The 21602-nt window shown below is 69.8% G+C and carries 17 protein-coding genes; 8 read left to right on the forward strand and 9 right to left on the reverse strand.

The genetic code is table 11. The annotated features are described in order from the left end of the window. Nucleotides 1–421: 421 nt before the first annotated feature. The 3 genes from proV to AMK58_RS24780 are packed head-to-tail and all read left to right on the forward strand — an operon-like array spanning nucleotide 422 to nucleotide 3512. The gene (gene proV, locus AMK58_RS24770; RefSeq protein WP_059399563.1) at nucleotides 422–1618 is read left to right on the forward strand and encodes a glycine betaine/L-proline ABC transporter ATP-binding protein ProV; all 1197 of its coding nucleotides are present in this window, start codon (nucleotides 422–424) and stop codon (nucleotides 1616–1618) included. 2 nt (nucleotides 1619–1620) lie between these two features. Then, a complete protein-coding gene (locus AMK58_RS24775) occupies nucleotides 1621–2559 on the forward strand; it encodes an ABC transporter permease (protein ID WP_059399564.1) in 939 nt (312 codons plus the stop codon). A gap of 41 nt (nucleotides 2560–2600) precedes the next feature. Then, nucleotides 2601–3512, forward strand: a complete 912-nt coding sequence (locus tag AMK58_RS24780) for a glycine betaine ABC transporter substrate-binding protein (RefSeq protein ID WP_244621386.1) — start codon at nucleotides 2601–2603, stop codon at nucleotides 3510–3512. Between the two features lie 24 nt (nucleotides 3513–3536). On the opposite strand, the gene AMK58_RS24785 is transcribed toward AMK58_RS24780, so the two are convergent. The 3 genes from AMK58_RS24785 to AMK58_RS31000 form a co-directional block, all read right to left on the reverse strand. Continuing rightward, complete coding sequence (locus AMK58_RS24785; protein WP_059399565.1) at nucleotides 3537–6857, reverse strand: PAS domain S-box protein; 3321 nt, start codon at nucleotides 6855–6857, stop codon at nucleotides 3537–3539. 13 nt (nucleotides 6858–6870) lie between these two features. Next, nucleotides 6871–7938 carry an HD domain-containing phosphohydrolase gene (locus tag AMK58_RS24790; RefSeq protein ID WP_035679996.1) on the reverse strand — a complete coding sequence of 356 codons (1068 nt, stop codon included), beginning with the start codon at nucleotides 7936–7938 and terminating at the stop codon, nucleotides 6871–6873. A 155-nt stretch (nucleotides 7939–8093) separates the two neighbouring features. After that, nucleotides 8094–8264 (reverse strand): RSP_7527 family protein, encoded by a 171-nt coding sequence (locus tag AMK58_RS31000; protein ID WP_167555936.1) that lies wholly within the window; start codon nucleotides 8262–8264, stop codon nucleotides 8094–8096. A 457-nt stretch (nucleotides 8265–8721) separates the two neighbouring features. Here AMK58_RS31000 and AMK58_RS24795 point away from each other — a divergent pair, with 457 nt between their 5' ends. From AMK58_RS24795 to AMK58_RS24805, 3 genes are all read left to right on the forward strand, one after another. Continuing rightward, complete coding sequence (locus AMK58_RS24795) at nucleotides 8722–9402, forward strand: lysozyme inhibitor LprI family protein (RefSeq protein ID WP_059399566.1); 681 nt, start codon at nucleotides 8722–8724, stop codon at nucleotides 9400–9402. 182 nt (nucleotides 9403–9584) lie between these two features. Then, nucleotides 9585–10004: an organic hydroperoxide resistance protein gene (locus AMK58_RS24800; RefSeq protein ID WP_035679953.1), complete on the forward strand. Its 420-nt coding sequence runs from the start codon at nucleotides 9585–9587 to the stop codon at nucleotides 10002–10004. A gap of 128 nt (nucleotides 10005–10132) precedes the next feature. Beyond that, the gene (locus tag AMK58_RS24805) at nucleotides 10133–10588 is read left to right on the forward strand and encodes a MarR family winged helix-turn-helix transcriptional regulator (protein WP_035679951.1); all 456 of its coding nucleotides are present in this window, start codon (nucleotides 10133–10135) and stop codon (nucleotides 10586–10588) included. 19 nt (nucleotides 10589–10607) lie between these two features. On the opposite strand, the gene AMK58_RS24810 is transcribed toward AMK58_RS24805, so the two are convergent. After that, on the reverse strand, nucleotides 10608–11825 hold the full coding sequence (locus AMK58_RS24810; protein ID WP_035679948.1) for a hypothetical protein: 1218 nt from the start codon (nucleotides 11823–11825) through the stop codon (nucleotides 10608–10610). A gap of 774 nt (nucleotides 11826–12599) precedes the next feature. Between AMK58_RS24810 and AMK58_RS24815 the strand changes: the two genes are divergently transcribed. Both AMK58_RS24815 and AMK58_RS24820 read left to right on the forward strand, forming a co-directional pair. Next, the gene (locus tag AMK58_RS24815) at nucleotides 12600–13469 is read left to right on the forward strand and encodes a helix-turn-helix domain-containing protein (protein ID WP_236778322.1); all 870 of its coding nucleotides are present in this window, start codon (nucleotides 12600–12602) and stop codon (nucleotides 13467–13469) included. 9 nt (nucleotides 13470–13478) lie between these two features. After that, nucleotides 13479–14165, forward strand: coding sequence for a hypothetical protein (locus AMK58_RS24820; RefSeq protein ID WP_059399567.1), 687 nt, complete (start codon nucleotides 13479–13481; stop codon nucleotides 14163–14165). Between the two features lie 22 nt (nucleotides 14166–14187). Here AMK58_RS24820 and AMK58_RS24825 read toward each other — a convergent pair whose 3' ends face one another. The 5 genes from AMK58_RS24825 to AMK58_RS24845 are packed head-to-tail and all read right to left on the reverse strand — an operon-like array spanning nucleotide 14188 to nucleotide 21597. After that, nucleotides 14188–15228, reverse strand: a complete 1041-nt coding sequence (locus tag AMK58_RS24825; protein ID WP_035679943.1) for a TRAP transporter substrate-binding protein — start codon at nucleotides 15226–15228, stop codon at nucleotides 14188–14190. Between the two features lie 15 nt (nucleotides 15229–15243). Next, nucleotides 15244–17385, reverse strand: coding sequence for an adenylate/guanylate cyclase domain-containing protein (locus AMK58_RS24830; protein WP_079285571.1), 2142 nt, complete (start codon nucleotides 17383–17385; stop codon nucleotides 15244–15246). A 44-nt stretch (nucleotides 17386–17429) separates the two neighbouring features. Further along, a complete protein-coding gene (locus AMK58_RS24835) occupies nucleotides 17430–17957 on the reverse strand; it encodes a GNAT family N-acetyltransferase (protein WP_059399568.1) in 528 nt (175 codons plus the stop codon). Next, entirely contained in the window at nucleotides 17954–20455 is a 2502-nt protein-coding gene (locus AMK58_RS24840) for an MFS transporter (protein WP_059399569.1), read from the reverse strand. The genes AMK58_RS24835 and AMK58_RS24840 overlap by 4 nt, the downstream gene beginning before the upstream one ends. Nucleotides 20456–20457: 2 nt before the next feature. Continuing rightward, entirely contained in the window at nucleotides 20458–21597 is a 1140-nt protein-coding gene (locus AMK58_RS24845) for an ABC transporter substrate binding protein (protein ID WP_236778323.1), read from the reverse strand. Nucleotides 21598–21602: the final 5 nt, after the last annotated feature.

Consider the following 21602-nt stretch of genomic DNA (forward strand, 5'->3'; position numbering starts at 1 on the left):
AAATCTCTCCTAAAGTTTGTTAGCCTATTGTCAGTGGCGGCCAGGAATTGTCCTCTTGAACGCACTTCAGGAGCGCCAATTCCCGTGCGCATTTCCCTACAACCCCAGTCTGTTTCAGAGGTGACATCGGTATGCATGCATAGATAAATCTGTTTTCTTGTTCATATAGCCTTCAATTTCATGAGTCTTCGCTGTTTTTGCGTTTTCTCATGTATCTTTACTTTCCCTGTGGTTGGCGGGAGGCGGTCGCGACGCGGCTGTCAAAATTGCTGGCGTGCGGACGAAAGTCCTTGCCTTGCGTGCCTCTCCACCCCCGGCACGCCCCTGCTTCCCCCTGCTTCCAATGAAGGCTGCAAGACGGACCGGTCCCGTTCGGGCTCCGGAACCACACGCATTTTGCCAAGAGCGGAGGCATCAGCGGATGACCGCGAAAATTGCCGTAAAAGGCGTCACCCGGATTTTCGGGCGCCACCCACGTCAGGCGCTCGACCTGCTGAAGGCGGGTCTTTCCAAGGAAGAGATCTTCAAACGCACCGGCCAGACCGTTGGTGTCCTCGACGCCAGTTTCGAGGTCGAGGCCGGTGAAATCTTCGTCATCATGGGCCTGTCGGGCTCCGGCAAATCGACGCTGGTGCGCATGCTCAACCGGCTGATCGACCCGACCGCGGGCGAGATCCGGATCGACGGGCGGGACATCACCAAGCTGTCGCGCGCCGAGCTGACCGAGCTACGGCGGCGCGACCTGGGCATGGTGTTCCAGTCCTTCGCCCTGCTGCCGCACCTGCGGGTGTGGGAGAACGCCGCCTTCGGGCTGGAGATCGCCGGGGAAAGCCTGAAGGCGCGGCGCGACAAGGCGCAGCAGGCGCTGGACGCGGTCGGCCTCGGCGCCTACGCGGAAAGCTACCCGCGGGAGTTGTCGGGCGGCATGCAGCAGCGCGTCGGCCTGGCCCGCGCGCTCGCCAACGAGCCGTCCGTCCTGCTGATGGACGAGGCCTTCTCGGCCCTCGATCCGTTGATCCGGACGGAGATGCAGGACGAGCTGCTGCGCCTTCAGGCCGAACGGCAGCGCACCATCGTCTTCATCAGCCACGATCTGGACGAGGCGATCCGCATCGGCGACCGGCTGGCGATCATGGAGGGCGGCCAGATCATCCAGGTCGGGCGCCCTGACGAGATCCTGAAGCAGCCGGCCAACGATTACGTCCGCTCCTTCTTCCGCAACATCGACGTCACCAAGATCCTGACGGCGGGCGACATCGCCCGGCGCGATCAGGTGACGCTGATCCGTCACACCGGTGAAGGCCCGCGCGCCGCCGTCCGTCAGCTGCGCGAGCGGGACCGCGAGTTCGGTTACGTCCAGGACGGCCGCCGCCGCTTCCACGGCGTGGTGTCGGTCGAGACGCTGGTCAGCGCCATCGAGCGGCACAACGGCTCCGCCACGCTGGACGAGGCGCTGCTTCCGGGCATCGAACCGCTTCCCGTCGACCTGCCGATGGACGAGGTGCTGCCGCGCATCGCGTCGGCCCCGTGCCCGCTGCCGGTGGTGGACGGGCAGGGCGCCTATGTCGGGGCGATCTCCAAGACCGCCTATCTGGAAACCCTTGGACGGACGCGCTGACCATGGACTTCAAGCTTCCCATCGGCGATTGGGCCGACGCCGCCGTGATGTTCCTGCTGGACCACGCGCAATGGCTGTTCGACGGCATCGACCTCGTGGTCGGCGCGGTCGCCGACGGCGTCCAGTCCGCCCTGACCTCGCTGCCCGGCGTGGCGCTAGCCGCCATCGTGGTGCTGATCGGGCTGTGGCGGAACGGCTGGCGCTTCGCGCTGTTCGCCGCGGCCGCGCTGTTCGTCGTCGCCGGTCTGGGCATGTGGCACCAGACGGTGGACACGCTGGCCCTGGTGCTGACGGCGACCGCCATCGCCCTGACCATCGGCGTTCCGCTGGGCATCGTCGCCGCGCGCAACGACCGGGTGGAAACCGTGGTGCGCCCGGCGCTCGACCTGATGCAGACCATGCCGGCCTTCGTCTACCTGATCCCGGCGGCCATGCTGTTCGGGCTGGGCCGCGTGCCGGGGATCATCGCGACGATCATCTTCGCCATGCCGCCGGTCGTCCGCCTGACCAGCCTGGGCATCCGGCAGGTCCCGCACGAGCTGGTCGAGGCCGGCCTCGCCTTCGGCTGCACGCCGCGCCAGCTCCTCTTCAAGGTGCAGATGCCGACCGCGCTGCCGTCGATCATGGCCGGCATCAACCAGACCATCATGCTGTCGCTCTCGATGGTCGTCATCGCCTCGATGATCGGGGCGGGCGGCGTCGGCAACGAGGTGCTGCGCGGCATCCAGCGGCTTGACATCGGCCTCGGCGTCGAGGGCGGGCTGGCCGTGGTGATCCTGGCGATCCTGCTCGACCGCATCACCCAGAGTTTCGGAACCCCGGACGCGGGGGGACGCTCTCCCCGGTCCGCCCTGCGCTCCCTGCTGACCCGCCGCCGCGCGGATCCGCCGAAGGACAACGCCCACCTGTCTCCCACGCACGGAGTCACGGAAGCGGGATGAACCGCCATCCCCAAAACCATACAAAACAAAGGATTTTCCGCATGAGACGCACGTTTCTGAAGATGATGGCCCTCGGCGTCGCCGCCGTGATCGGCAGCACCGCCCTGTCCTCCGCCGGTTTCGCTGCCGCCAACACGGCTGAGGGGGACAAGAAGCCGGTCCGCATCGGCTGGACCGCTTGGTCCGACGCCGAAGCGGTGACCAAGCTCGCGCAGCGCCTCATCCAGGAACGGCTGGATCAGCCGGTCGAGCTGGTGCTGGCCGACATCGGCCTGCAGTATCAGGGGCTCGCCAAGGGCGACCTCGACTTCATGATGATGTCCTGGCTGCCGACCACCCACGCCTCCTACCTGGACAAGGTGGGCAAGGACATCGTGCCGCTGGGCATGCTCTACACCCGCGCCCGCCTGGGCTGGGCCGTGCCGGACTATGTGCCGGAGGATCAGGTGAAGACCATCGCCGACCTCGCCAAGCCGGAGATCCGCGAGAAGCTGAAGGGCAAGATCCAGGGCATCGACCCCGGTTCGGGCCTGATGCAGGCGTCGGAGAAGGCGCTGAAGGATTACAGCCTCGACGGCTACGAGCTGGTGTCGGCCAGCGGCGCCGCGATGACCGCCGCGCTCGGCCGCGCCGAGCGGCGCGAGGACTGGATCGCCGTCACCGCCTGGAGCCCGCACTGGATGTTCGCCAAGTGGAAGCTGCGCTACCTGGAGGACCCGAAGGGTTCGCTGGGCGGCCTTGAGCGCGTCCACGTCATGGCCCGCAAGGACTTCTACCAGGAGCACCCCAAGGTCGCCGAGTTCCTGACCCGGATGTATCTGCCGCTGGAGGATCTGGAGAAGATCATGCTGGAGGCCGACGACAGCTCCTATGACAAGGCGATCGACAATTACATCGCCAACAACAAGCAGCGCGTGGACTATTGGGTGACCGGCGAGATGCCGGCCTCCTAACGGGCCCGAGCCCCTGTCCGAGCCTCACAACGGCTCGGACAGGGGCTCGGACAGGGCCTCGACGCTGTCCTTCAGCACGCCCTCCAGGCTTCGGGCCAAAGCCAGGGCCTCGTCGGGCGGCGCCTTTTCCAGCGCCAGAGCGAGGTCGCCCAATTGCTTCGCCCCCACGTTCCAGGACAACCCCTTGAGCATGTGGGCGGCGCGGCGGTGCTCCTCGCCGTTGGCCAGGGCGGCGCTGATCAGCGTCACCTGCTCCCGCGCGGTGCGGGAGAAGCCCCGCACGGCCTCGCACCAACTCTCCGGTCCGAGCGCCTCGGCCACGCTTTCCACCTGTTCACGGTCCAGCAACTCCGCAACCGGAGCGGTTTCTGGAACCGCATCGGCGACCGGCTTGGAAGCGGGGCTGCTGATGACCGCACGGATCGCCGCGTCGAGCGCCGCCGGACGCAACGGCTTCGGCACGAACCCGTTCATGCCCGCCGCCACGCATTCCGGAAGCGAACTGCCCGAGGCGTGGGCGGTGAGCGCGATGACCGGCACACCGTTGCGCGGCGCCGGCAAGGCGCGGATCAGGCGGGTGGCGGTCAGCCCGTCCATGCCCGGCATCTGAACATCCATCAGGACCACGTCGAAGGGCTCCTCCGACCGCTCCACGGTCCGCACCGCCTCGTCCCCGTCCGCAGCGGTGACCACGCTGTGTCCGCCGCGCACCAGCAGACCGCGCACGATGTCCCGGTTCACCGCGTTGTCGTCCACCGCCAAAATCCGCAAAGGGGGCAGGGGAGCCGCCGACGGCGCCTCCGCGGCGTGGCGCAGCGTCGCCGGATCACCCGGCGCGCAGGCGACGGAGAATTGGAACAGACTTCCTTTGCCCGGCGCACTGGAGACGGAAATCGTCCCGCCGAGCAGCCCGCACAGCTCCTTGCAGATCGCCAGCCCCAGACCGGTGCCGCCGTAGCGGCGGGTGATCGAGTTGTCGGCCTGGGTGAAGCGGTCGAACAGGGACGGGATGGACTCCGCGGCGATGCCGATGCCGCTGTCCTCCACCTCGAACTCCAGGAGGAAGCGCCCGTCCGGCAGGTCGGCGCCGCGGTGGGCGCGCACGGCCACATGGCCGGTACCGGTGAACTTCACCGCGTTGCCGACCAGATTGAACAGGATCTGCCGCAGGCGGGCCGGATCGGTGACCACCGCCTCCGGCACGGTGGGCAGCATGCGACAGGACAGGGTCAGCCCCTTGTCCGCGGCCGAGGGCTGGAACACCGCCATCACCGCCTCCACGAGGTCGGCGGGCGCGCAGGTCTCCTCCTCGATGGCGATCCGCCCAGCCTCCAGCTTGGAAAAGTCCAGGATGTCGTCGAGCAGCCGCAGCAGGCTTTCCGCCGAGCGGCGGGCGACGCCGGCCAGACGCCGCTCCTCCGGTTTCAGGCCGTCGTCGTCCAGCAGCGTCAGCGTGCCGAGCACGCCGTTCATCGGCGTGCGGATCTCGTGGCTGATGGTCGCCAGGAACTCGCTCTTCATCCGGTTGGCGTGCTCGGCGCTGTCGCGGGCGCGGCGCAGGTCGGCCTCGATCTGCTTGGCCTTGGACAGGTCGTGGAAGACGCCGATGAAATGCTCCCGCCCGCCGGCCCGCCAACTCGACAGGGCGATCTCGGTGGGCACCAGAGCACCGTCGGCGCGCCGGACCGGCACCTCGCGGACCACGCCGCTCGGGCTGCCGCGGCCGCTGGACTGGTACTCCTGGAACAGACGGTCGTGGTTGACGGCATGCCCGTCCGGCATCAGGACGCTGACGTTCCGCCCGATCATCTCCACCTCGCGGAAACCGAAGAGGGATTCCGCCGCCGGGTTGAAGCCGGTGATCACGGCGTTCTGGTCGGTGACCACGATGGGCTGGCCGACCGCGGCGAACATGGCGCGGTAGCGCCGCTCGCTGTCGGTCAGCGACCGTTCCGCCCGACGCCGTTCCGTCACGTCGGAGCCGGAGCCGCGGTAACCGACGAAGGCGCCCAGATCGTCGAAGACCGGCTTGCCGCTGAGCGACCAGATGCGGGTGTCGCCGTCCGGTCCGCGGACCGCGAATTCGAAATCGCGGAAGGGCTGCCGGTCCTCCAGGGTGCGGCGGTGTTCCTCCCAATGGGCGCCGTCGCCGGCCTCGCGCTGGGCGATGTCCTCGCAGCGCCGGCCGCGGTACAGCTCCGGATCGCGGATCGAGCCGGCATAGGCGCCGGACACACCGGCGAAGCACAGATCGGCGTCCATCTCCCAGAACCAGTCGGACGCCGTCTCCGCGATATCGCGCAGCTTCGTCTTGCTGGCGCGCAGATGCCGTGCCGCCTCGTCCAGGGTGGCGTGGGCGCGTTCCTGGGCGCGGCTCTGCCACGTCACCAACGCGGCCAGGACGAACAGCAGGGCGGTGGTCAGGCCCGCGCCAACGGTGTAGGCACGCTGGCGCGCCCAGGTTTCGGCCATAAACTCCGCCTCGCCGAAGCCCGCGCTGACGATCAGCGGGTAGTTCGGAAGGCTGCGGAAGCTGGTCAGGCGGACCCCCCCGTCGACGGGACTGACCGAACGCAGGAAGCCTTGCGTTTTCTCCTGCGCCTCCCGCAGGATCGGCGACATGCCGAGATCCAATCCGATGATGCGGTCGTCCATGACGCTGCGCGCGCGCAGGATGCCGTCGCGGCCGATGATGGAGATGATGCCGTCATGGCCGACATCCAGATTGTCGAAGGTCCGCCCGAAATAGAAGGGGTCGAGCGAGGCGACGATCATCCCGCCGAACCCACCGTCCGGAGCGGTGACCTTGCGGCTGAGCTGGATCGACCATTTGCCCGACGCCCGCCCGAAGACCGGCCGGCTGATGAACAGCCCCTGGACCGTGCCTTCCTTGTGCACGCGGAAATGCTCGCGGTCGGCCAGATTCACCCGGGCCGGGGCGTTGTCCACGCTGGTCTGGATCAGGTCACCCTTGCCGTCCGCGTAGGCAAGTTGAAGCAGCAGATCGGAGTCCAGCGTCGCGTTCCGCATCACGTCGCGCAGCAGCGGGCTCTGGCTGCCCAGCCGGTACAGATCATAGCCGATGAAGGACAGGATGCGGTCGGTCCCGGCGATGGCCCGTGTGGTCTGTTCCGCGATGATGTGTGCCAGATTGCCGGTGTCGCGCTCGGCCCGCTGGAGCGCGTCGCGCTGGTCGCGATCCGTCAGGTAGAGCGCCGCGGTCCAGGCCGCCGCGGTCAGAAGGAGCGTCGCCATCCAAACCCCGGAGACCAGCGCCCGGGATCGGAGCGCGTAGGCCCGGTGGCCGTGTTCGGGCAGGGACAGGGAAGCGGGAGTGTCCGGCATCGCGTCCTCCCGTCTAGCGGAACGCGGCGCCGTCCGTCCCGGTGAAATCCGGGTCGGGATGGGCGTCGTGAATGGCGAGGACAGTCGTCCAGACGCGCAGGAAGGCGTTGACGCAGACCGGGTCGAAATGGCTGCCGCTGCGCTCGACGATGTAGGCTTTCGCAATGTCGAGCGGCCAGGGCCTCTTGTAGGGGCGGGCGGTGGTCAGCGCGTCGAACACGTCGGCGATGGCGACGATGCGGCAGGCCAGAGGAATCTCCTCCCCCCGCAGGCCCTTGGGATAGCCGGTACCGTCGTACTTCTCGTGATGCCCCAGGGCAATTTCCGCGGCCTTGCTGATGAGCGGATGCCCGCTTCCCTGCAGCACGGCGTGGCCGATCGCCGGATGCTCGCGCATCACCTGCATTTCGCTGTCGGTCAGCCGGCCGGGCTTCAGCAGGATGGCATCGGGAATGCCGATCTTGCCGATGTCGTGCATCGGCGCGGCCTCGGCCAGCCGGGCGCAGTCGTCGGGGTCCATCCCGAGGCTTTCGGCGATGACGCGCGAGTAGCTGGCCATCCGCTCGATGTGCAGGCCGGTTTCCGGGTCGCGGTACTCGGCAGCGCGGGCGAGACGGGCCACCAGTTCCTGCGCCTGCTGGCGGAGCTGGGCGGTCGCCTCCTCCACCCGGCTGCGCAGCACGGCGGCCTGATCGCGCATCATCCGCTGGCCCAGCCGCAGGCGCAGCAGGTTTTGCGCCCGGGCGAGCAACTCCGGCACGATGATGGGCTTGGTCAGGAAATCGGTGCAGCCGCTTTCAAGGGCGGCCACCCGCAGCTTCACCGACGTGTCGGCGGTGATCATCACCACCGGAACGTCGGCGAGATGCCGCTGGGCGCGGATGCGCTCCAGCACGTCCATGCCGTCGAGGTCCGGCATGACATGGTCGATCAGGATCAGGTCGGGCGTGTTGACCGCCAGCCAGTCCAGAGCTTCCAGCGGATTGCCCATGCCGATGGGCTCCGCGTCGTCGATCCGCCGGATGACCGCGCTGGTGATGAACAGTGTGGAGGGATCGTCATCGACGATTACAACCTGCATTTTTGCGCCCGCCCCAGGCCACCATTTCGGGTATCATTTGAAAATGATACCCGACAAAATCTTAACGAATCTTTCTAAAATTGGATATATACGGGCGGAAAAGTCGCGGCCGGACGGTCCGGCCGCGTGCAGGGAAGTGCTTGGCCGGGTGTGCCTCAGCGGGCGGCGGTCAGACCGCCGTTGGTCGCAGCGCCCGGACGGCTGAAGGCCGCGACCAGACGGCGGAACAGGCTGCGCAGATAGGCCGCCCGCAGGGCTTCCGCCTGGCGGCGGATGTTGCGCAGTTCCGTGGACGACAGGGGGTTGGCAAAGCTATCGGTGTTCATGGCTGTCCTCATGGCGGCGTCGAAGGCCGCGGTGTGTTCGAATTGTTTCTGGCGGGCCGCTCGGGCGCCGGAGTCGGCGGCTGGCCGTGAAAGGGGCCTGCGCGATGTCGGCGGAGGGGCGGTGCTGCCTGCCTGGATATAATGGCATCGCCCCCCCGAAAGACGACGCGCCGATATCGCATGGCTTCCATTACTATGATGCAGCGCACAAGCAGGAAGAAGAGAGCGCATCATCTTACAAGAACACAAGTCGTCGCAGCGCTGTTAAAAGAGTTCGTCGCAGCGCTGTGACGATGGAAACTTCCGCAGCGCTGCGAGGCGCGGATTTCCTGCTTTCCCGGCGCAACGGGAACACACCGGACCGGCCGCTCCCCGGAGGACGGGTTGACCACGCTGCGCCGCCACGGCAGAGTCGAGACCAGCCCCTCGAAGGGGACTCCGCCGAAGGGGAATCCGCATGCTTCGCCCAGCGCTGCTCGCCCTTGGCCTCCTGGCACTGCCAACCGCCGCCGCTGCGGCGGGCTTTCCCTGCTCCAAGGCCGCCACCCCGACGGAAAAGGCGATCTGCGCCGATCCGGCGCTCTCTGCTCTGGATGGGCGGCTGGCCACGACCTACCGCGCCGCCCTGGAGCGCCTGTCGGGCGCCAGCCCGGAGGAGGGCGCCGCCGGGGCCGCGGTGAAGGCCGACCAGCGGGCGTGGCTGCGCGAGCGCGATTCCTGCGGCGCCGACGCGGCCTGCCTGCGCCGCGCGTACGACGGCCGCACGGCGATCCTGTCCTTCCGCACCGATCCGGCCACACCGCCGTCGCCCATCGGGCGTTACGTCGGCCGCTTCGATCATGAAGGATTCATCGGCATCGCCGCCATCGCCCTTCGCAATGGGACGGTCGCCGTCAGCGTCAGCGGCGCCGAGCCCTCGGCAGGACGCTGGGTGTGCGATTTTTCCGGCATCGGGCGGCTGGACGACAAAGGGCGGCTGACGGTCGGCACCCCCGACGCGGAAGGCGGCGGCCTGATCCTGGTCGCGGAAGAGGGCGGCGGGGTCGTCATCCCCGACCTGGAGCCCAACCGCGCCGCCAGCGGCTACTGGTGTGGGCACAACGGCAGCTTCATCTGGACCTACCGGCGCGCCTCCTGATCCGCGCCGCCTTGCGAAGCGCGTGCCTCGGCGCCATTCCGGCGATGCATTACGCGCAATTCGATGACGCATGATCAAATGCATTGCGCGCAATTCGATTTTGCGCAATAGTCCTCCTCGACAACAAGCGGCAACCCGCTTCCCCGATCGAAACGATCCATCTGTTCGAAGGAGTTCACGCAATGAAGATTCTCTACACGACCAAAGCGACGGCCACCGGCGGGCGCGATGGCAAGGCCGAGACCGACGACGGCCTGCTGTCGGTGGCGCTGGCCGCTCCGAAGGAGCTGGGCGGCAAGGGCGGAGCCACCAACCCCGAGCAGCTGTTCGCCGCCGGCTATTCGGCCTGCTTCCTCGGCGCCATGAAGTTCGTGGGCAACCGCGACAAGATCACTGTTCCGGCGGACGTGACGGTGACCGCCCAGGTCGGCATCGGCCCGCGCGACGACGGCGAGGGCTTTGGCATCGCGGTGGACCTCACCGTGTCTCTGCCCGGCCTGGACAAGGCGGCCGCCGAGGATCTGGTGGCCCGCGCGCACAAGGTCTGCCCCTACAGCCACGCGACCAAGGGCAACATCGCGGTGAACACGGCCATCGCGTAAGAGGGCGCTTCACTGGGCGCATAACAGGGTTTCATGCTTGCGGGCGTGTTGCGTGCCATATCCCCATGCACTATGGGGTCGCGCGCAACAGGCCCGCGACGCGTCCCTGGCTGGGAGCCCCCCGTACGATGAGCACCGAGAACGACAACCCGCTTCTTCTGGCCAACCAGGCCTGCTTCGCCCTGTATTCGGCGAATCTGGCGATGACGCGGGTTTACCGCCCGCTGCTGGAGGCGCTGGAGCTGACCTACCCGCAGTATCTGGCCATGCTCCTCCTCTGGGAGCAGGACGGCCAGACCATGAAGGCCCTTGGCGAGCGGCTGCTGCTCGACAGCGGCACGCTGACCCCGCTGCTGAAGCGGCTGGAAGGGCAGGGGCTGGTCACCCGCGGGCGCGACCCGGCGGACGAACGGCTGGTGCGCATCCACCTGACACCGCAGGGAACCGCGCTGCGGGAACGGGCGACGGGGCTGCCGGAGCGCATCGCCGCGGCGGCCAACTGCCCGCTCCCCGACCTCGCCGGCCTGCGCGACGCGCTCTTGAGCTTGCGCGACTCGCTGAACGCCGCCGCCGACCGGGACTGAGCCCGGTCGAAGGAATTGGTCAGCCGGCCTCGGCCATAGGCAGACGCGGCGGCTCCTCGGTCAGCCGCTTGGCGCGGCGGGCCCGTGTCTCCACCGTCGCGGCGGGGGTGACCGGCACGAAATCGGTGGGCCGGCGGTCGTCGCCGGTGATCGCCCGCATGGCCGCCACGTTGGCGCTCTCCACCGCCTGCGCCTTGCGCACCTGGGCGAGGAACTTGGCGCTGGGCAGCATCACGTAGGTGATCCCCTCGATGCGGGCCCCCACCTTGTCGTAGAGTTTCTCCGCGCTGGTCAGGATGCCTTCCTCGACCAGGGCGTCCACCGCGGAGGTCACCGCGCGCAGCGTGTCGCGGCGGCGGCTCCACACATTCATGCCGCTGTTCTTGATGATCTCGTCCGCCGACAGGGTCATTGCCCTGGCGCCCAAGTCGCCCGGCGTCTCCGCTCCCGAATAGTCGTACTCGGCGCTGAGACGGTTGTAGAGCCAGCGGGACACCGGGCTCTTGAGCCGCATCAGCCACTGGTAGCTGACCGGCTTGAACTCCAGGTTCCGGATCGCCGAGGAAACCAGCGGATTGAACTGCAGGTGGGTTTCCTCGTCGCCCCCCTCGTCGCCGATCAGGTCGGGGCGGGAGCGGATGGCCAGCACCGGGAAGGCCGTGGATTCCAGAAGGTTGGCCCCGCGCCCCTTCTTCACCCCCTCCGCCGGCTTGCCGATGATGATGCGCGAGCGTGCCAGGATGGTCAGCGATTCGCGAATGTCGCGGATCGACAGGGTGTGGCCGACCGCCTTCAATTCGCGCTGGATCTCGTAGAGGGTGAAGCGCATCTGGACCTTGTCGCGGTTCTCGCCGCCCAGCGACAGGCGCGAGCGGTCCATGGCGAGGCGACGCACCACATGCTCCACCACCTGCTCGCGTTCGGCGGGGAAGACCTCGTATTCGATCTCGGTCTGGCCATCGGCCTGGGCGGCCCCGTCGTCCCGGTTGACCATCCTGGTCAGACGGGCGGGCTGGATGGTCAGGTGGAAGGTGCTGCCGTGATAGGTGAACTCGCGCTTGATCGACGCGACGAAATTGCCCTTCGCCGGCGCGGTTTCCGCGGACCGTCCGCCGTCGCGCGAGGCGAAGACGTAGCGCGGCGCCAGATCGTACAACGCGATCAGGTGCGACTGGGAGCGGTCCTCCAGCTCGAACAGAACCAGTTGCAGCGCGCCGGGTGTCGCGATCTTGCTCATCCAATCCCTCCTTGCCCGGCTATGACCATGCGGCGGGAGGCGCGCGCTGACAACCGCTTCGTGACGGGCGACCTCCTTCGGTATGGAGCCTTTGCCCGCGCCCATGGAGCGATAGCCCGCGGGTATGGAGCAACAGCCCGCGCTTGTCCGGCACGGCGTTGAGATCCTTCGACTCTGTCCGCGACTCCACCGCCCGCTGCGAATCGCTCCCTAACGACGAAGATCAAGGCGCGGACCAAGGCGCGGGCTATCGCTCCATGACCGCGAGTCTCCCCGCGAGTCGGAACTCCATGGGTCGGACCGGCGAAGCGCGAGCAGAAACTCCATCCTCTGCTCGCCGCCGGATCGCCCCCCGGGCGGTGCGGACGGCAGGGCGCGGGCTGTCGCTCCATACCCGCGGGCTATCGCTCCATGGTGGGCGGGTGAACCTCCGCCGAAACGCGGGCTGTTGCTCCATAGTCCCGCGCACCGGCCGCAGCCTATGGCTCCAACGACCGCGAATCCGGAGGCGCGGGCTATCGCTCCAGGGGCGCGGGTTTCCACTCCAGGATTCCGATTCGGCGATGAAGCGCGGGCTGTCGCTCCATAGCGGCGGGCAAAGGCTCCAGGAGCGCGGGCCAGGGCTTCAACGGCGCGGGTTACCGCTCCATGCCCGGCTATGGAGCGACAGCCCGCGGTTTGAAGAGTCGTGCGCCGCCAGGAATCCTGATCCGCAAAGCCACCGGCCCGCCTTCTGTGCGGAGCCGGTCCCGACAGCCTTGCGGAGACCGCATCATGACACCCCGCGACGACACGGCAATGGACGCCCCACCGGGTGAGGCCCCACGAGAATCCGGCCCGCCCGCCGACACCGGGCGGTGGGGCCGGATTCCGGCCTGGTGGCTCGGTCATCCCGCCATCGACGCCGACGGTTTGGCCGTTCTGGCCGCGCTGGCAACCTACGCCAACGCCCGCGGCGAGTGCTGGCCGTCCCAGGCGACCCTCGCCACGGCACTGAAGCGCAGCCGCAGCACGGTGAACCGCATCCTCGGCCATCTCGCCGAATCCGGGGTGATCGCGAGGGAGTCCCGCCGCTCCGCCTCGGGCGGGCGCCTGTCCTGCCTGTACCGGCTGCGGCTGGTCCCCGGCGACGGAGCGATTCCGGCGGCCGGTGTGGAGGAGGTTCGGACCGGAATGCCCCCTGTGCAGCCGCCGGCCAAGGATGTCGCTCCCACCGACTCCCCTTGTGCGCCGGTGCGACAGGAACAGCCGGAATCCGAACAGACTCCGGACTCGCACGCTTCCCGCGAGCCCGCGCAGGCCGTGCCGGACGGTTGGATGCCGGATGCCGAGGCTCGCGCCTGGGCCGAACACCGCTTCGCCGGGGTCGATCTGGACCGTCACGCCGAAGGCTTCCGGCTGCGCTGCCAAGCCCACGGCTACCGCTACCGCGATGCCGTGGCCGCTTGGAAAGCCTGGCTGACGCAGGACGCCGCCGCCGGCAAGGCGCCGTTGCTCCGTTCGTCCAGCCGATCCGCCAGCGCAAGGTCCGCAGCCACAGCGCCCGTACCCGAACAGAAGCTCGGAGCCTGGATGGCCGCCGCGGCGAAGCTCAACGCCACCCACGGCGCCACCCCGCAAGCCCACCCGAACGTTTGGAGGTGAGGAAACACCATGACCGCACAACCGCGATCCGCTCCGCCCGGGGGGGCAAGCCCCTCGGTCGTCACCCATTTGCCGTCCCGACCGCCGCTTCCCTTCGATCCCGCCGCACCCGCCCATGAGCGCGGTCTGGCGCTGGCGGCGGCGCTGCCGGTGCCGCTCAGGACCGTTCTCGCCTCCGGGCGGGTGGAACGCCGGCCGCGATTCGGCGACCGCGGTTTCGATGGGGTTACCGAGGAGTGGACGCCACCGGACGGGGTGAGCGGCCAGCATGCCCTGATGGCGCGGCGCGCGCTCGACGAGCTGACCGGCTCCATCCTGGCCCCGGCCTCGCCCGACCATTTGCTGGCCCGCGTCCTCGCCCTGCTCAGCCACTATCCGGCCAAGGGAACCGCGCCGGAGGTGGAGCATCTAGTCGCGCTCGACTGGGCGGAGGACCTCGGCGAGTTCCCGGCCTGGGCGGTCGACGCGGCGGCGCGGACCTGGCGCCGCACGCAGAAATGGCGCCCGTCCATCGCGGAGATGCGGGCGCTGTGCGAGGAGGCCTGCGCGCCGGAATGGGCGCTGGCGCGACGCCTGTCGTCCATCGCGGTGGCGGGAAGCGCGTCCGGCGGAGACGGGGCGGGCGAGGGGACCGGCCACGGCCGCGCCGGACGGCTGCGCGCGCTGGCCGGTGGAGCGGTCCGGCGGATGGGATGAACTGACCGCCCGGCCGCACCGCTTACGGCGTCCGCTCCTCCCGGATCGCCCGCTCGAAGGCGGCCAGCATCTCCACCCCCTCGGCGCCGAACCGCCGCTCGATGGCCTGCCGGACCGCGGGCTGGGTGACTTTGCGGAACGCCTCCGCCTCGCGCGGGGTCAGCGTGTGGACCTCCATGCGCTGCGCCAGCGGCGGCAGGCCGCGGTCCGAGGATTCGATCAGGCGGCTGAGGCCGCGGCTGGCGACGACGCCCAGCCGGGCGGCGTTCATCACGGCCGCGCGGTCGCTGGGGGCGAGGTCGTCCAGGAACTTGGCGTTCATCACCCAGACATAGGGGAGGAACAGGTGGTTGCTCAGCGTCAGGTGGCGCTGCACCTCGTCGAAGCGGGCGAAGCGGACGATCGGCACCGGATTCATCTGGCCGTCCACAGCACCGGTGCCCAGCGCGTTGTAGAGGTCCGACCAGGCGACGTTGACCGGCGTGCCGCCCAGGCTGCCGATCATGGTGCGGTGCGTCTCCAGATCCATGGTGCGGATCTTCAGGCCCTTCATGTCCTCGGGCTGGCGGATCGGGCGCTTGGAGTTGGTGATGGTGAACAGCCCGCCCGGATCGCCGAAGCCCAGCACGGCGAGGCCCGCCTTGCGCCGGATCTCCTCGGCCAGCCGGTGGCCGAAGGGGCCGTCGAAGACGTCGTAGGCGTTGGCGACCGAGGAATAGGCGAAGGGCAGGTCGATGACCGCCAGCATCGGGTAAAGCGGCGCCACCCCGCCGACCGAGGAGATGGCCGACTGGATGGTCCCCTGGCGGACCAGCTTCACCGCGTCGCCGTCGCGGCCCATCTGGCCCTCGGGAAAGATCTCCACGCGCACGCGCCTCTCGGTCGCCACCTCCACATGGTTCTTGAAGACGATCGCCATGGCCCCGGCGGTGTTGTCGAAGGCGTCGTTGCGGTTGGGGTGGGCCAGCTTGATGACCGTCTCGGCGGACACCCCGGCGGCGGCGAGCGCCAGCGCCAGTACCGTGCAGGCGGCCAACAGCCGCGCCGTCCATCTGCTTTTCATCGCGTCCTCTTCCGGCTACTTGGATTTGAAATGCTCGGCGGGGTCCCAGCCGTCGCCGGGCGGGTCGGCGATCAGCCGCTCGCAACGCGCGATGTAGAGCCGGGCCAGCGCCGCCACCTCCGGCTCGCCGGCCAGGGGCTGGAGAAGCTCCAGGGCGGCCGACCAGCGCCGGCCGCGGTAGAGCGAGACGGCGACGTGCCACTGGCGGCACAGGTCGTGGGTTTCCGGTGGGCGGGCGAAGGCCGAGTGCGGGTCGAGGGCGCCGACCAGCTCGAACAGCTCGATCGGCGCCGACAGGCCCGAGGGCACGGCGAGATCGACGGGCCGGAACAGGAAGCGCCCGCGCACCGCCTGCTCCACCGCCCCGGTGACCAGGATGCTGGTGCCGTAGACCTTGTTCAGCCCCTCGATGCGCGAGGCGAGGTTCACGTGGGAGCCGAGTGCGGTGTACTGCATACGGTCGGAGGAGCCGACGTTGCCCACCACCACCTCCCCCAGATGCAGGCCGAAGCGGGTCGGCATCGGCGGCATGCCGGCGGCGAGGCAGGCGTCGTTGATGGCGCGGTTGACCGACAGGCAGCCGAGAGCGGCGAGGCAGGCGTGCTCCGCATGGTCCGGGTCGGGGCGCGGAGCGTTCCAGAAGGCCATGATGGCGTCGCCGATGAACTTGTCCACCGTGCCGCCATGGCCGTGGATGCAGGCGGTCATCCGCTCGAAATAGGTGGTCAGCCGGTCCAGCACCTGCTGCGGCGGCATGGCTTCGCTGGTCGCGGTGAAGCCGGCGATGTCGCTGAACAGGATGCTGAGGGGGCGCGTCTCGCCGCCCAGCTCGCCGCCGTCGCCGGTCACGATGATGTCGCGCACCAGCGCCTTGGGCACATAGGCGCCGAAGCGGCGCAGGCCGCCCTTCATGGCCTCCACGGCGCCGGCCAGCTCCGCCACCTCCTGCACGCGGGTGCGCACGGCGAAGCGGCCGGTCAGGTCGAAGTGGCGGATGCGCTTGGTCTCCGACACGATGTCCTGCATCGGGCGGGTCAGCCGGTGCGACAGCCAGAGCAGCAGCAGGATCGACACCGCCAGCAGCCCGGCGCCGATCACGACGATGCGGTAGGTGGCGCGGCGCAGCGAGCCGACGAACTCGTCCACCTCCACCGCCACGCCGACGGTCCAGCCGCCGCCGATCCCGTCGGCCAGGGTCGCGAACTCGACGATGTAGTCGTGGCCCATTGGCCCCAGCGGGGCGATGAAGCGGTCGCCGGCCCCGCCGTTGCGGCGCTCCACCGCCTCGGCCAGCACCGGGTCGGGGAAGGTCGCGGTGGTGTGGAGCGCCGCCGTCGTGCCGTCGCCGCCGACCAGCAGGTCGGCCCGGTTGTGGCAGATCACCCGCCCGTTGCCGTCGATCACGAACACCGCCCCGGACGGCCCGATGCGCAGGGCGTCCAGCCGGGCCGCCAGCCTGTCCAGCGAGACGTCGGCCCCGATGGTGCCGATGGGCACCCCGTCGTCGGTGGCCATCCGGTAGGAGACGGTGACCACCGGGCGCCGGGTCGCCGGCAGGACGAAGGCGTCGGACATCACCGCCGTCCCGACCGTCTGCGCCGCCACGTACCAGGGGGCGGTGCGCGGGTCCTCCGTCGCCTCCGTCCGCTCCACGCCGGTGACCTGTCCCCAGGAACGCAGGTAGAAATAGGAGTCGGCGAAGCTGCCGGAGCTGGAATCCTGCATGCGCAGGGCGAGCGCGCTGCCGGGCGGCGGGATGGCCGGGCCGAAGCGCCCGCCGTCGGGGGCCAGCCGCGCCATCTGGAAGAAGGCCCCGTCCCCGGCGAAGCCGACATAGAGCGAGGCGAGCTGCGGCAGGGTGGCCAGGGCGTCGGAGAAGTAGCGCAGCGATTCGATGCGGCGCAGCCCGTTCCGGTCGATCCGCCCGAACCCGGCCATCGCCTCGGCGACGCGGGCCACCGGGCTGACCAGCCCGTTCAAGTCGTTGGTGACCGTCTGGGTGGTGCGCGCGATGGACTGGGACGCCACCTCCAGCGCGCTGCGGGAGTTCTCGTGGAAGAGGTAGCTGAGCATCACCGCGATCAGCGGCACCGTCGTCAGCAGGAAGGCCAGCGCGATTCCCACGCGCAGGCGTATCCGGTACGGCGTTTGGGACATCGGGCGGTCTCCGGAGGGCCAAAGGAGCGGTGACAAAGGGCGCCTCAGCCGCCGGCCGGGGCGGACAGGTCGCGGACGAAGAGGAGGCGGTCGTGCCCGTCGTGCTTGGGCCTGCGCGCGAAGACGCGCATGCCGACCGACAGCATCCCGCGCACGCTGGCCGTGTTCTCGGGCCGCACGGTGGCGAACCAGTAGCGGTGCCGGTCCGGCGGCAGGACCCCCTGCGCGGCGGTTTCGATCAGGCGCCGGTGCAGCCCCTGCCCGCGCCGGTCGGGATGAACCAGGATGCCGGTGAAGTGCAGCGCCCGGTCGAGGTCACCCTCCGGAAGTCCGTAGTCGCGGCCCAGATTGTGGGCGGCCCGGCCGGGAAACTGCACGGCGAGGAAGGCGGCGAGACCACGGTCGGTCAGCGCGCCGAGGACCACGCCGTGCCCCGCCGCCGGACCGGCCAGCATGTCCGACAGCTCGGCCTCGCCGAGCGGGTGCATCAGCGGGCCGCAGGACTCCCGCTGCAACTCCAGGACGGCGCCCAGCGCGTCCGAGGTGAGAGGAGCGAAGCGCAGGCCGCTCATCGCCCGCCCTCCGTCTGCGAGCGCCGGGTGCGGGACGGGACGGTCCGCCGCCACGTCAGCAGGGCGAAGAGCAGCAGGCTGCCGGCGAGCAGCCCGCCGATCATTCCCACCCCCTCCGGTCCGGCGCCCAGCGGGACGGCGGCGGCCAGCGTGCCGAACAGGAGCGGCCCGGCGGCCTGCCCCAGCTTGCGGGTGTTGACGTGCAGGGCCAGCACGGAATCGCGCCGCCGCGCCTCGCGCGCCGCCAGCAGCTCGGCATGGCGCATCTGGGCGGACAGGCCGAAGCTCTCCGCGAGGCCGATCAGGAACACCGTGGCGAAGGCCGTCCACAGCGACGCCTGGAGACCGAACAGGGCCAGCGCTCCGGCGATCATCGCCGCGGACAGCAGCGTCACCCCCGGAACCGGCAGGCGCCGCGCCGCCATGCGGGTCAGCAGCGGCCCGGCCAGAACGACGCACAGGCCGTGCAGCAGGTAGGCGCGGCCCACCGTCGCCGACGACAGGCCGAGGTCCGCGATGAACAGCGGCAGATAGAAGGGCAGGAACATCGCCGCCACCGCGGTGGGCAGGGAGATCAGCGCCAGGAACAGCGGCACCTTGATGCGCCGCCGCCGCGGGTGGACTGTCCCGCCGCACGGCGAGGGGACGGGCGCGCAATGCGCGTCCGGCGGGACGGCTCCGGGCAGGCGGGGAACGCCGAAAGCGGTGTAGAGCAGCCCGGCGACCGGGATCACGGCCCCCCCGGCGAACACCGTCACCGGCCCGTAGGTGGTGGAGAGCAGGGCGCCCGACACCGCCCCGCAGTTCACCCCGGCATACATGCCGGCGAACAGGCCGGATTGCAGGGCTGAGGTGTCGGACACCCCGCGCAGTCGCCCGATCAGCGCGTTCGCGGCGATCAGCCCGGCCATGCCGCCCGCTCCGCTCAGCCCGCGGGCCAGGACGAACAGCAGCGGGTCGGCGGCCACCACCGCCACGGCGGCCAGCGCCATTCCCGCCGCCGCCGCCGCAAAGCCGGCCAGCGAGACCGCCCGCCAGCCGAATCGCCCGGTCAGCCGCCCGGCGGCCAGCGCCGCGGCGACTCCGCAGAGCATCTCCGCCGTCAGCGGCGCCGCGGCGATCTGGGACGGTGACAGAAAGGGAAAGGGCTCCGCACCGAAGCTGGTCATCAGCAGCGGGACGAAGGACACCGGCAGAAAGGCGCCGAAATACATCAGAAAGGCCGAGAAGCGGATGGAGCCGGCGACATTGCCGGTTCCACCCGCCACGGCCCGTCCGTCGCCGGAGCGCCGGGCCATCCAGGTCCGCCCGCCGAGCACGCGGTCCATCTCGAACATGAACAGCAGCGATGTGACGAGGATGGTCGCCATGTCCAGACCGAACTCGGTCAGCTGCGTGGCCACCCGGTCGCCATCCACCACGGCCACCAGCTCGCGCGCCTCGCCGCCGCGGTCCTGGGCGAGCGGCCAGCGCAGCGTCACGTCCGGCATGTCCGACAGGAAGGGGACGCCGCCCACGATGTGGCGGGCGTCGTGGCTCGGCGGGGTGGTGCCGGGGAGGGCCAGCTCGATGGACTGCAGAGTGGGCATGCTGGCGCGGATGCGCTCGAAATAGCCGTCCACCCCGGCCAGCGACCCATAGTCCAGCCCGCGCCGGACCACCGACTCGAGGTCGTTGCGGATCATCCGGGCGACGATCTGGGTCGCCTGTTCGGCGGCCTCCAGATGGGCGGTGGAAATCAGCGTGTAGCATTCCGCCGCCGCCGCGGTCTGGGCGGCCAGCATCGCGCCCAGCGCCAGCAGCCGGCGCAGGCGCTCCAGCCGGACCCGGCGCCCTTCCGGCGCACGGCGCAGGCCGAAGGCCATCACCAGACCGGTAAGACCGAGGAAGCCGACCGTCCCCAGCCCCGTCCACAGGAGCTGCGGCAGGGTGCGGTCGCGGAAGTCCTCCACCCGGTCGTCCACCCTGGCGCTGTCGGACTGGATGATGAGAAAGCCGGCGGGAGCATCGACCGGCCGGCCGGCCCGCTCCGCCTCGCCGGGAGTGCGGATCGGCAGATAGAGGGCATAGGTGCCGTTGCCGGCATCGTGCCGGAACCAGTGGGGGCGCCGCTCCAGCTCGGCGCGGGCCCGGCGCAGAGTGGCCTCCGTCACCGGCTCAACGGGCCGCCCCCGGGCGATGGCGACGACGCGTCCGTCCGCCACCGCCACCCCGATCCCCCGCGCCCCGGGCAGGTTGGCGGCGAGCTGGTCGAGGATCGCCTCCAGCCCGTAGAAGTCGTCCAGCGGCTTGCCGTAGCCCAGCGCGTCCTGGACGTTCTCCACGGTCTTGCCGCCGACCACCGCGAAGGCCGCCATCAGCGTGCCCGCGTGGTTCTGGCGGAAGGAGCCGAGATTGATGCTCAGGCTGAAGGCCAGGGTCACCCCGACCAGAAGCACCGACACCAGGAAGGCGCGGAGGAGGCCGGAGCGGCCGGACGGGGCACCGGACGAGGCCATGGCTAGAGCACTCCGTGCAGTGAATCCGCCGCCAGCAGCGCCGGAAAGGGGATGCGGTAGCCGATGGCCGCCGCGGTCGCCGCGTTCCAGGCGATGGACGGCGTGTCGAAATAGACCTGCGGCAAGTGGCGCAGCGGCTCGCCGGCCATGACGCGGGCGAGGGTGGCGGCGCCGAAATGGCCGATGCCCGCCATGTCGGCACGGGCGATGCTCATCAGCGCGCCGCGCTCCACCTCCTCGGGACCGAGTTGCGAGAAAGTCGGGATACGGCGTTTCAGGAAAGGCCGGACCAGCGAGGAAAAGCGGTCCAGGGGCCAGCGTCCGTAGGTGATGTAGACGGCGTCCGCCTCGCGCGACAGCGCCTCCCAGGCGGCGGTCAGATCGACCTCGTAGCGGTACTGGTCGAGATGGTCGATCGGCGCGCGGACGTGCCGCTCCACCAGTTCGAACCCGATCCGCTCGGCCGTCGCCTCGATGTCGGGCAGAGAGGCGATGGCCCGGCCCGTCGGGCTGTCGTCGTAGGCGATGCCCAGCCGCCGGAACTGGAAGGTCTTGTGGAAGATGGACAGCTGGCGCTGGAACCGCCGCGGGTCGAGATGCGCCCACACATGGTCGCGCCCGGTGTCGGTCTCCGCCGCGACGATCCCGGCGGCGATCGGGTTGGTGCAGGAGAAGGCGAGGACCGGCACCCGGTGCGCATCGGTCGCCAGGGCGATGCCGGCGACCGTCCCCATGACGATCATCAGGTCGATGTCGGACGGCTCCTGCAGACGCATCACCAGCGCGGCGGCACCGTCGGAGGTCAGGTTGGTGGCGTGGGCGTCGGCGACAAAGTCGAGAACCGGGCTGTCGGCGTGCGTCGCCAGCCAGGACCACAGGGTGGCGGTGTCGGTCTGGCCCGGACGGTAGGGCATGCCGCTCAGGCCGCCGGTCCAGCCCATCCGTTCCAACTCGCCGAGGATGGCGGCGAGCGTCGCGGCGTAATTGCCGTAGGGCATGGATTCAGCGTAGCCAATGCGCCAGCGCCGCGGCACGTCCCGGACGGACGGGAGCGGCCGGGTGGCGGCCAGCGCCGTGGCCGACGGGCAGAGAACGCCGAGGCCGGCGGCGGCGGCTCCGGCCATCCAGCCACGGCGGGTCATCGCGG

Origin of the sequence: Azospirillum brasilense (assembly GCF_001315015.1) — a bacterium.
GTDB classification, from domain to species: Bacteria; Pseudomonadota; Alphaproteobacteria; order Azospirillales; family Azospirillaceae; genus Azospirillum; species Azospirillum brasilense.

Bases quoted from the DNA above. Each gene is read 5' to 3' on its own strand.
- AMK58_RS24805 (WP_035679951.1), top strand. From the start codon at position 10,133: ATGAGCACCGAGAACGACAACCCGCTTCTTCTGGCCAACCAGGCCTGC.
- AMK58_RS24830 (WP_079285571.1), bottom strand. From the start codon at position 17,385: ATGTCCCAAACGCCGTACCGGATACGCCTGCGCGTGGGAATCGCGCTG.
- AMK58_RS24815 (WP_236778322.1), top strand. From the start codon at position 12,600: ATGACACCCCGCGACGACACGGCAATGGACGCCCCACCGGGTGAGGCC.
- AMK58_RS24810 (WP_035679948.1), bottom strand. From the start codon at position 11,825: ATGAGCAAGATCGCGACACCCGGCGCGCTGCAACTGGTTCTGTTCGAG.
- AMK58_RS24800 (WP_035679953.1), top strand. From the start codon at position 9,585: ATGAAGATTCTCTACACGACCAAAGCGACGGCCACCGGCGGGCGCGAT.
- AMK58_RS24785 (WP_059399565.1), bottom strand. From the start codon at position 6,857: ATGCCGGACACTCCCGCTTCCCTGTCCCTGCCCGAACACGGCCACCGG.
- AMK58_RS31000 (WP_167555936.1), bottom strand. From the start codon at position 8,264: ATGAACACCGATAGCTTTGCCAACCCCCTGTCGTCCACGGAACTGCGC.
- AMK58_RS24780 (WP_244621386.1), top strand. From the start codon at position 2,601: ATGAGACGCACGTTTCTGAAGATGATGGCCCTCGGCGTCGCCGCCGTG.
- AMK58_RS24775 (WP_059399564.1), top strand. From the start codon at position 1,621: ATGGACTTCAAGCTTCCCATCGGCGATTGGGCCGACGCCGCCGTGATG.
- proV (WP_059399563.1), top strand. From the start codon at position 422: ATGACCGCGAAAATTGCCGTAAAAGGCGTCACCCGGATTTTCGGGCGC.
- AMK58_RS24845 (WP_236778323.1), bottom strand. From the start codon at position 21,597: ATGACCCGCCGTGGCTGGATGGCCGGAGCCGCCGCCGCCGGCCTCGGC.
- AMK58_RS24835 (WP_059399568.1), bottom strand. From the start codon at position 17,957: ATGAGCGGCCTGCGCTTCGCTCCTCTCACCTCGGACGCGCTGGGCGCC.
- AMK58_RS24795 (WP_059399566.1), top strand. From the start codon at position 8,722: ATGCTTCGCCCAGCGCTGCTCGCCCTTGGCCTCCTGGCACTGCCAACC.
- AMK58_RS24825 (WP_035679943.1), bottom strand. From the start codon at position 15,228: ATGAAAAGCAGATGGACGGCGCGGCTGTTGGCCGCCTGCACGGTACTG.
- AMK58_RS24790 (WP_035679996.1), bottom strand. From the start codon at position 7,938: ATGCAGGTTGTAATCGTCGATGACGATCCCTCCACACTGTTCATCACC.
- AMK58_RS24820 (WP_059399567.1), top strand. From the start codon at position 13,479: ATGACCGCACAACCGCGATCCGCTCCGCCCGGGGGGGCAAGCCCCTCG.
- AMK58_RS24840 (WP_059399569.1), bottom strand. From the start codon at position 20,455: ATGGCCTCGTCCGGTGCCCCGTCCGGCCGCTCCGGCCTCCTCCGCGCC.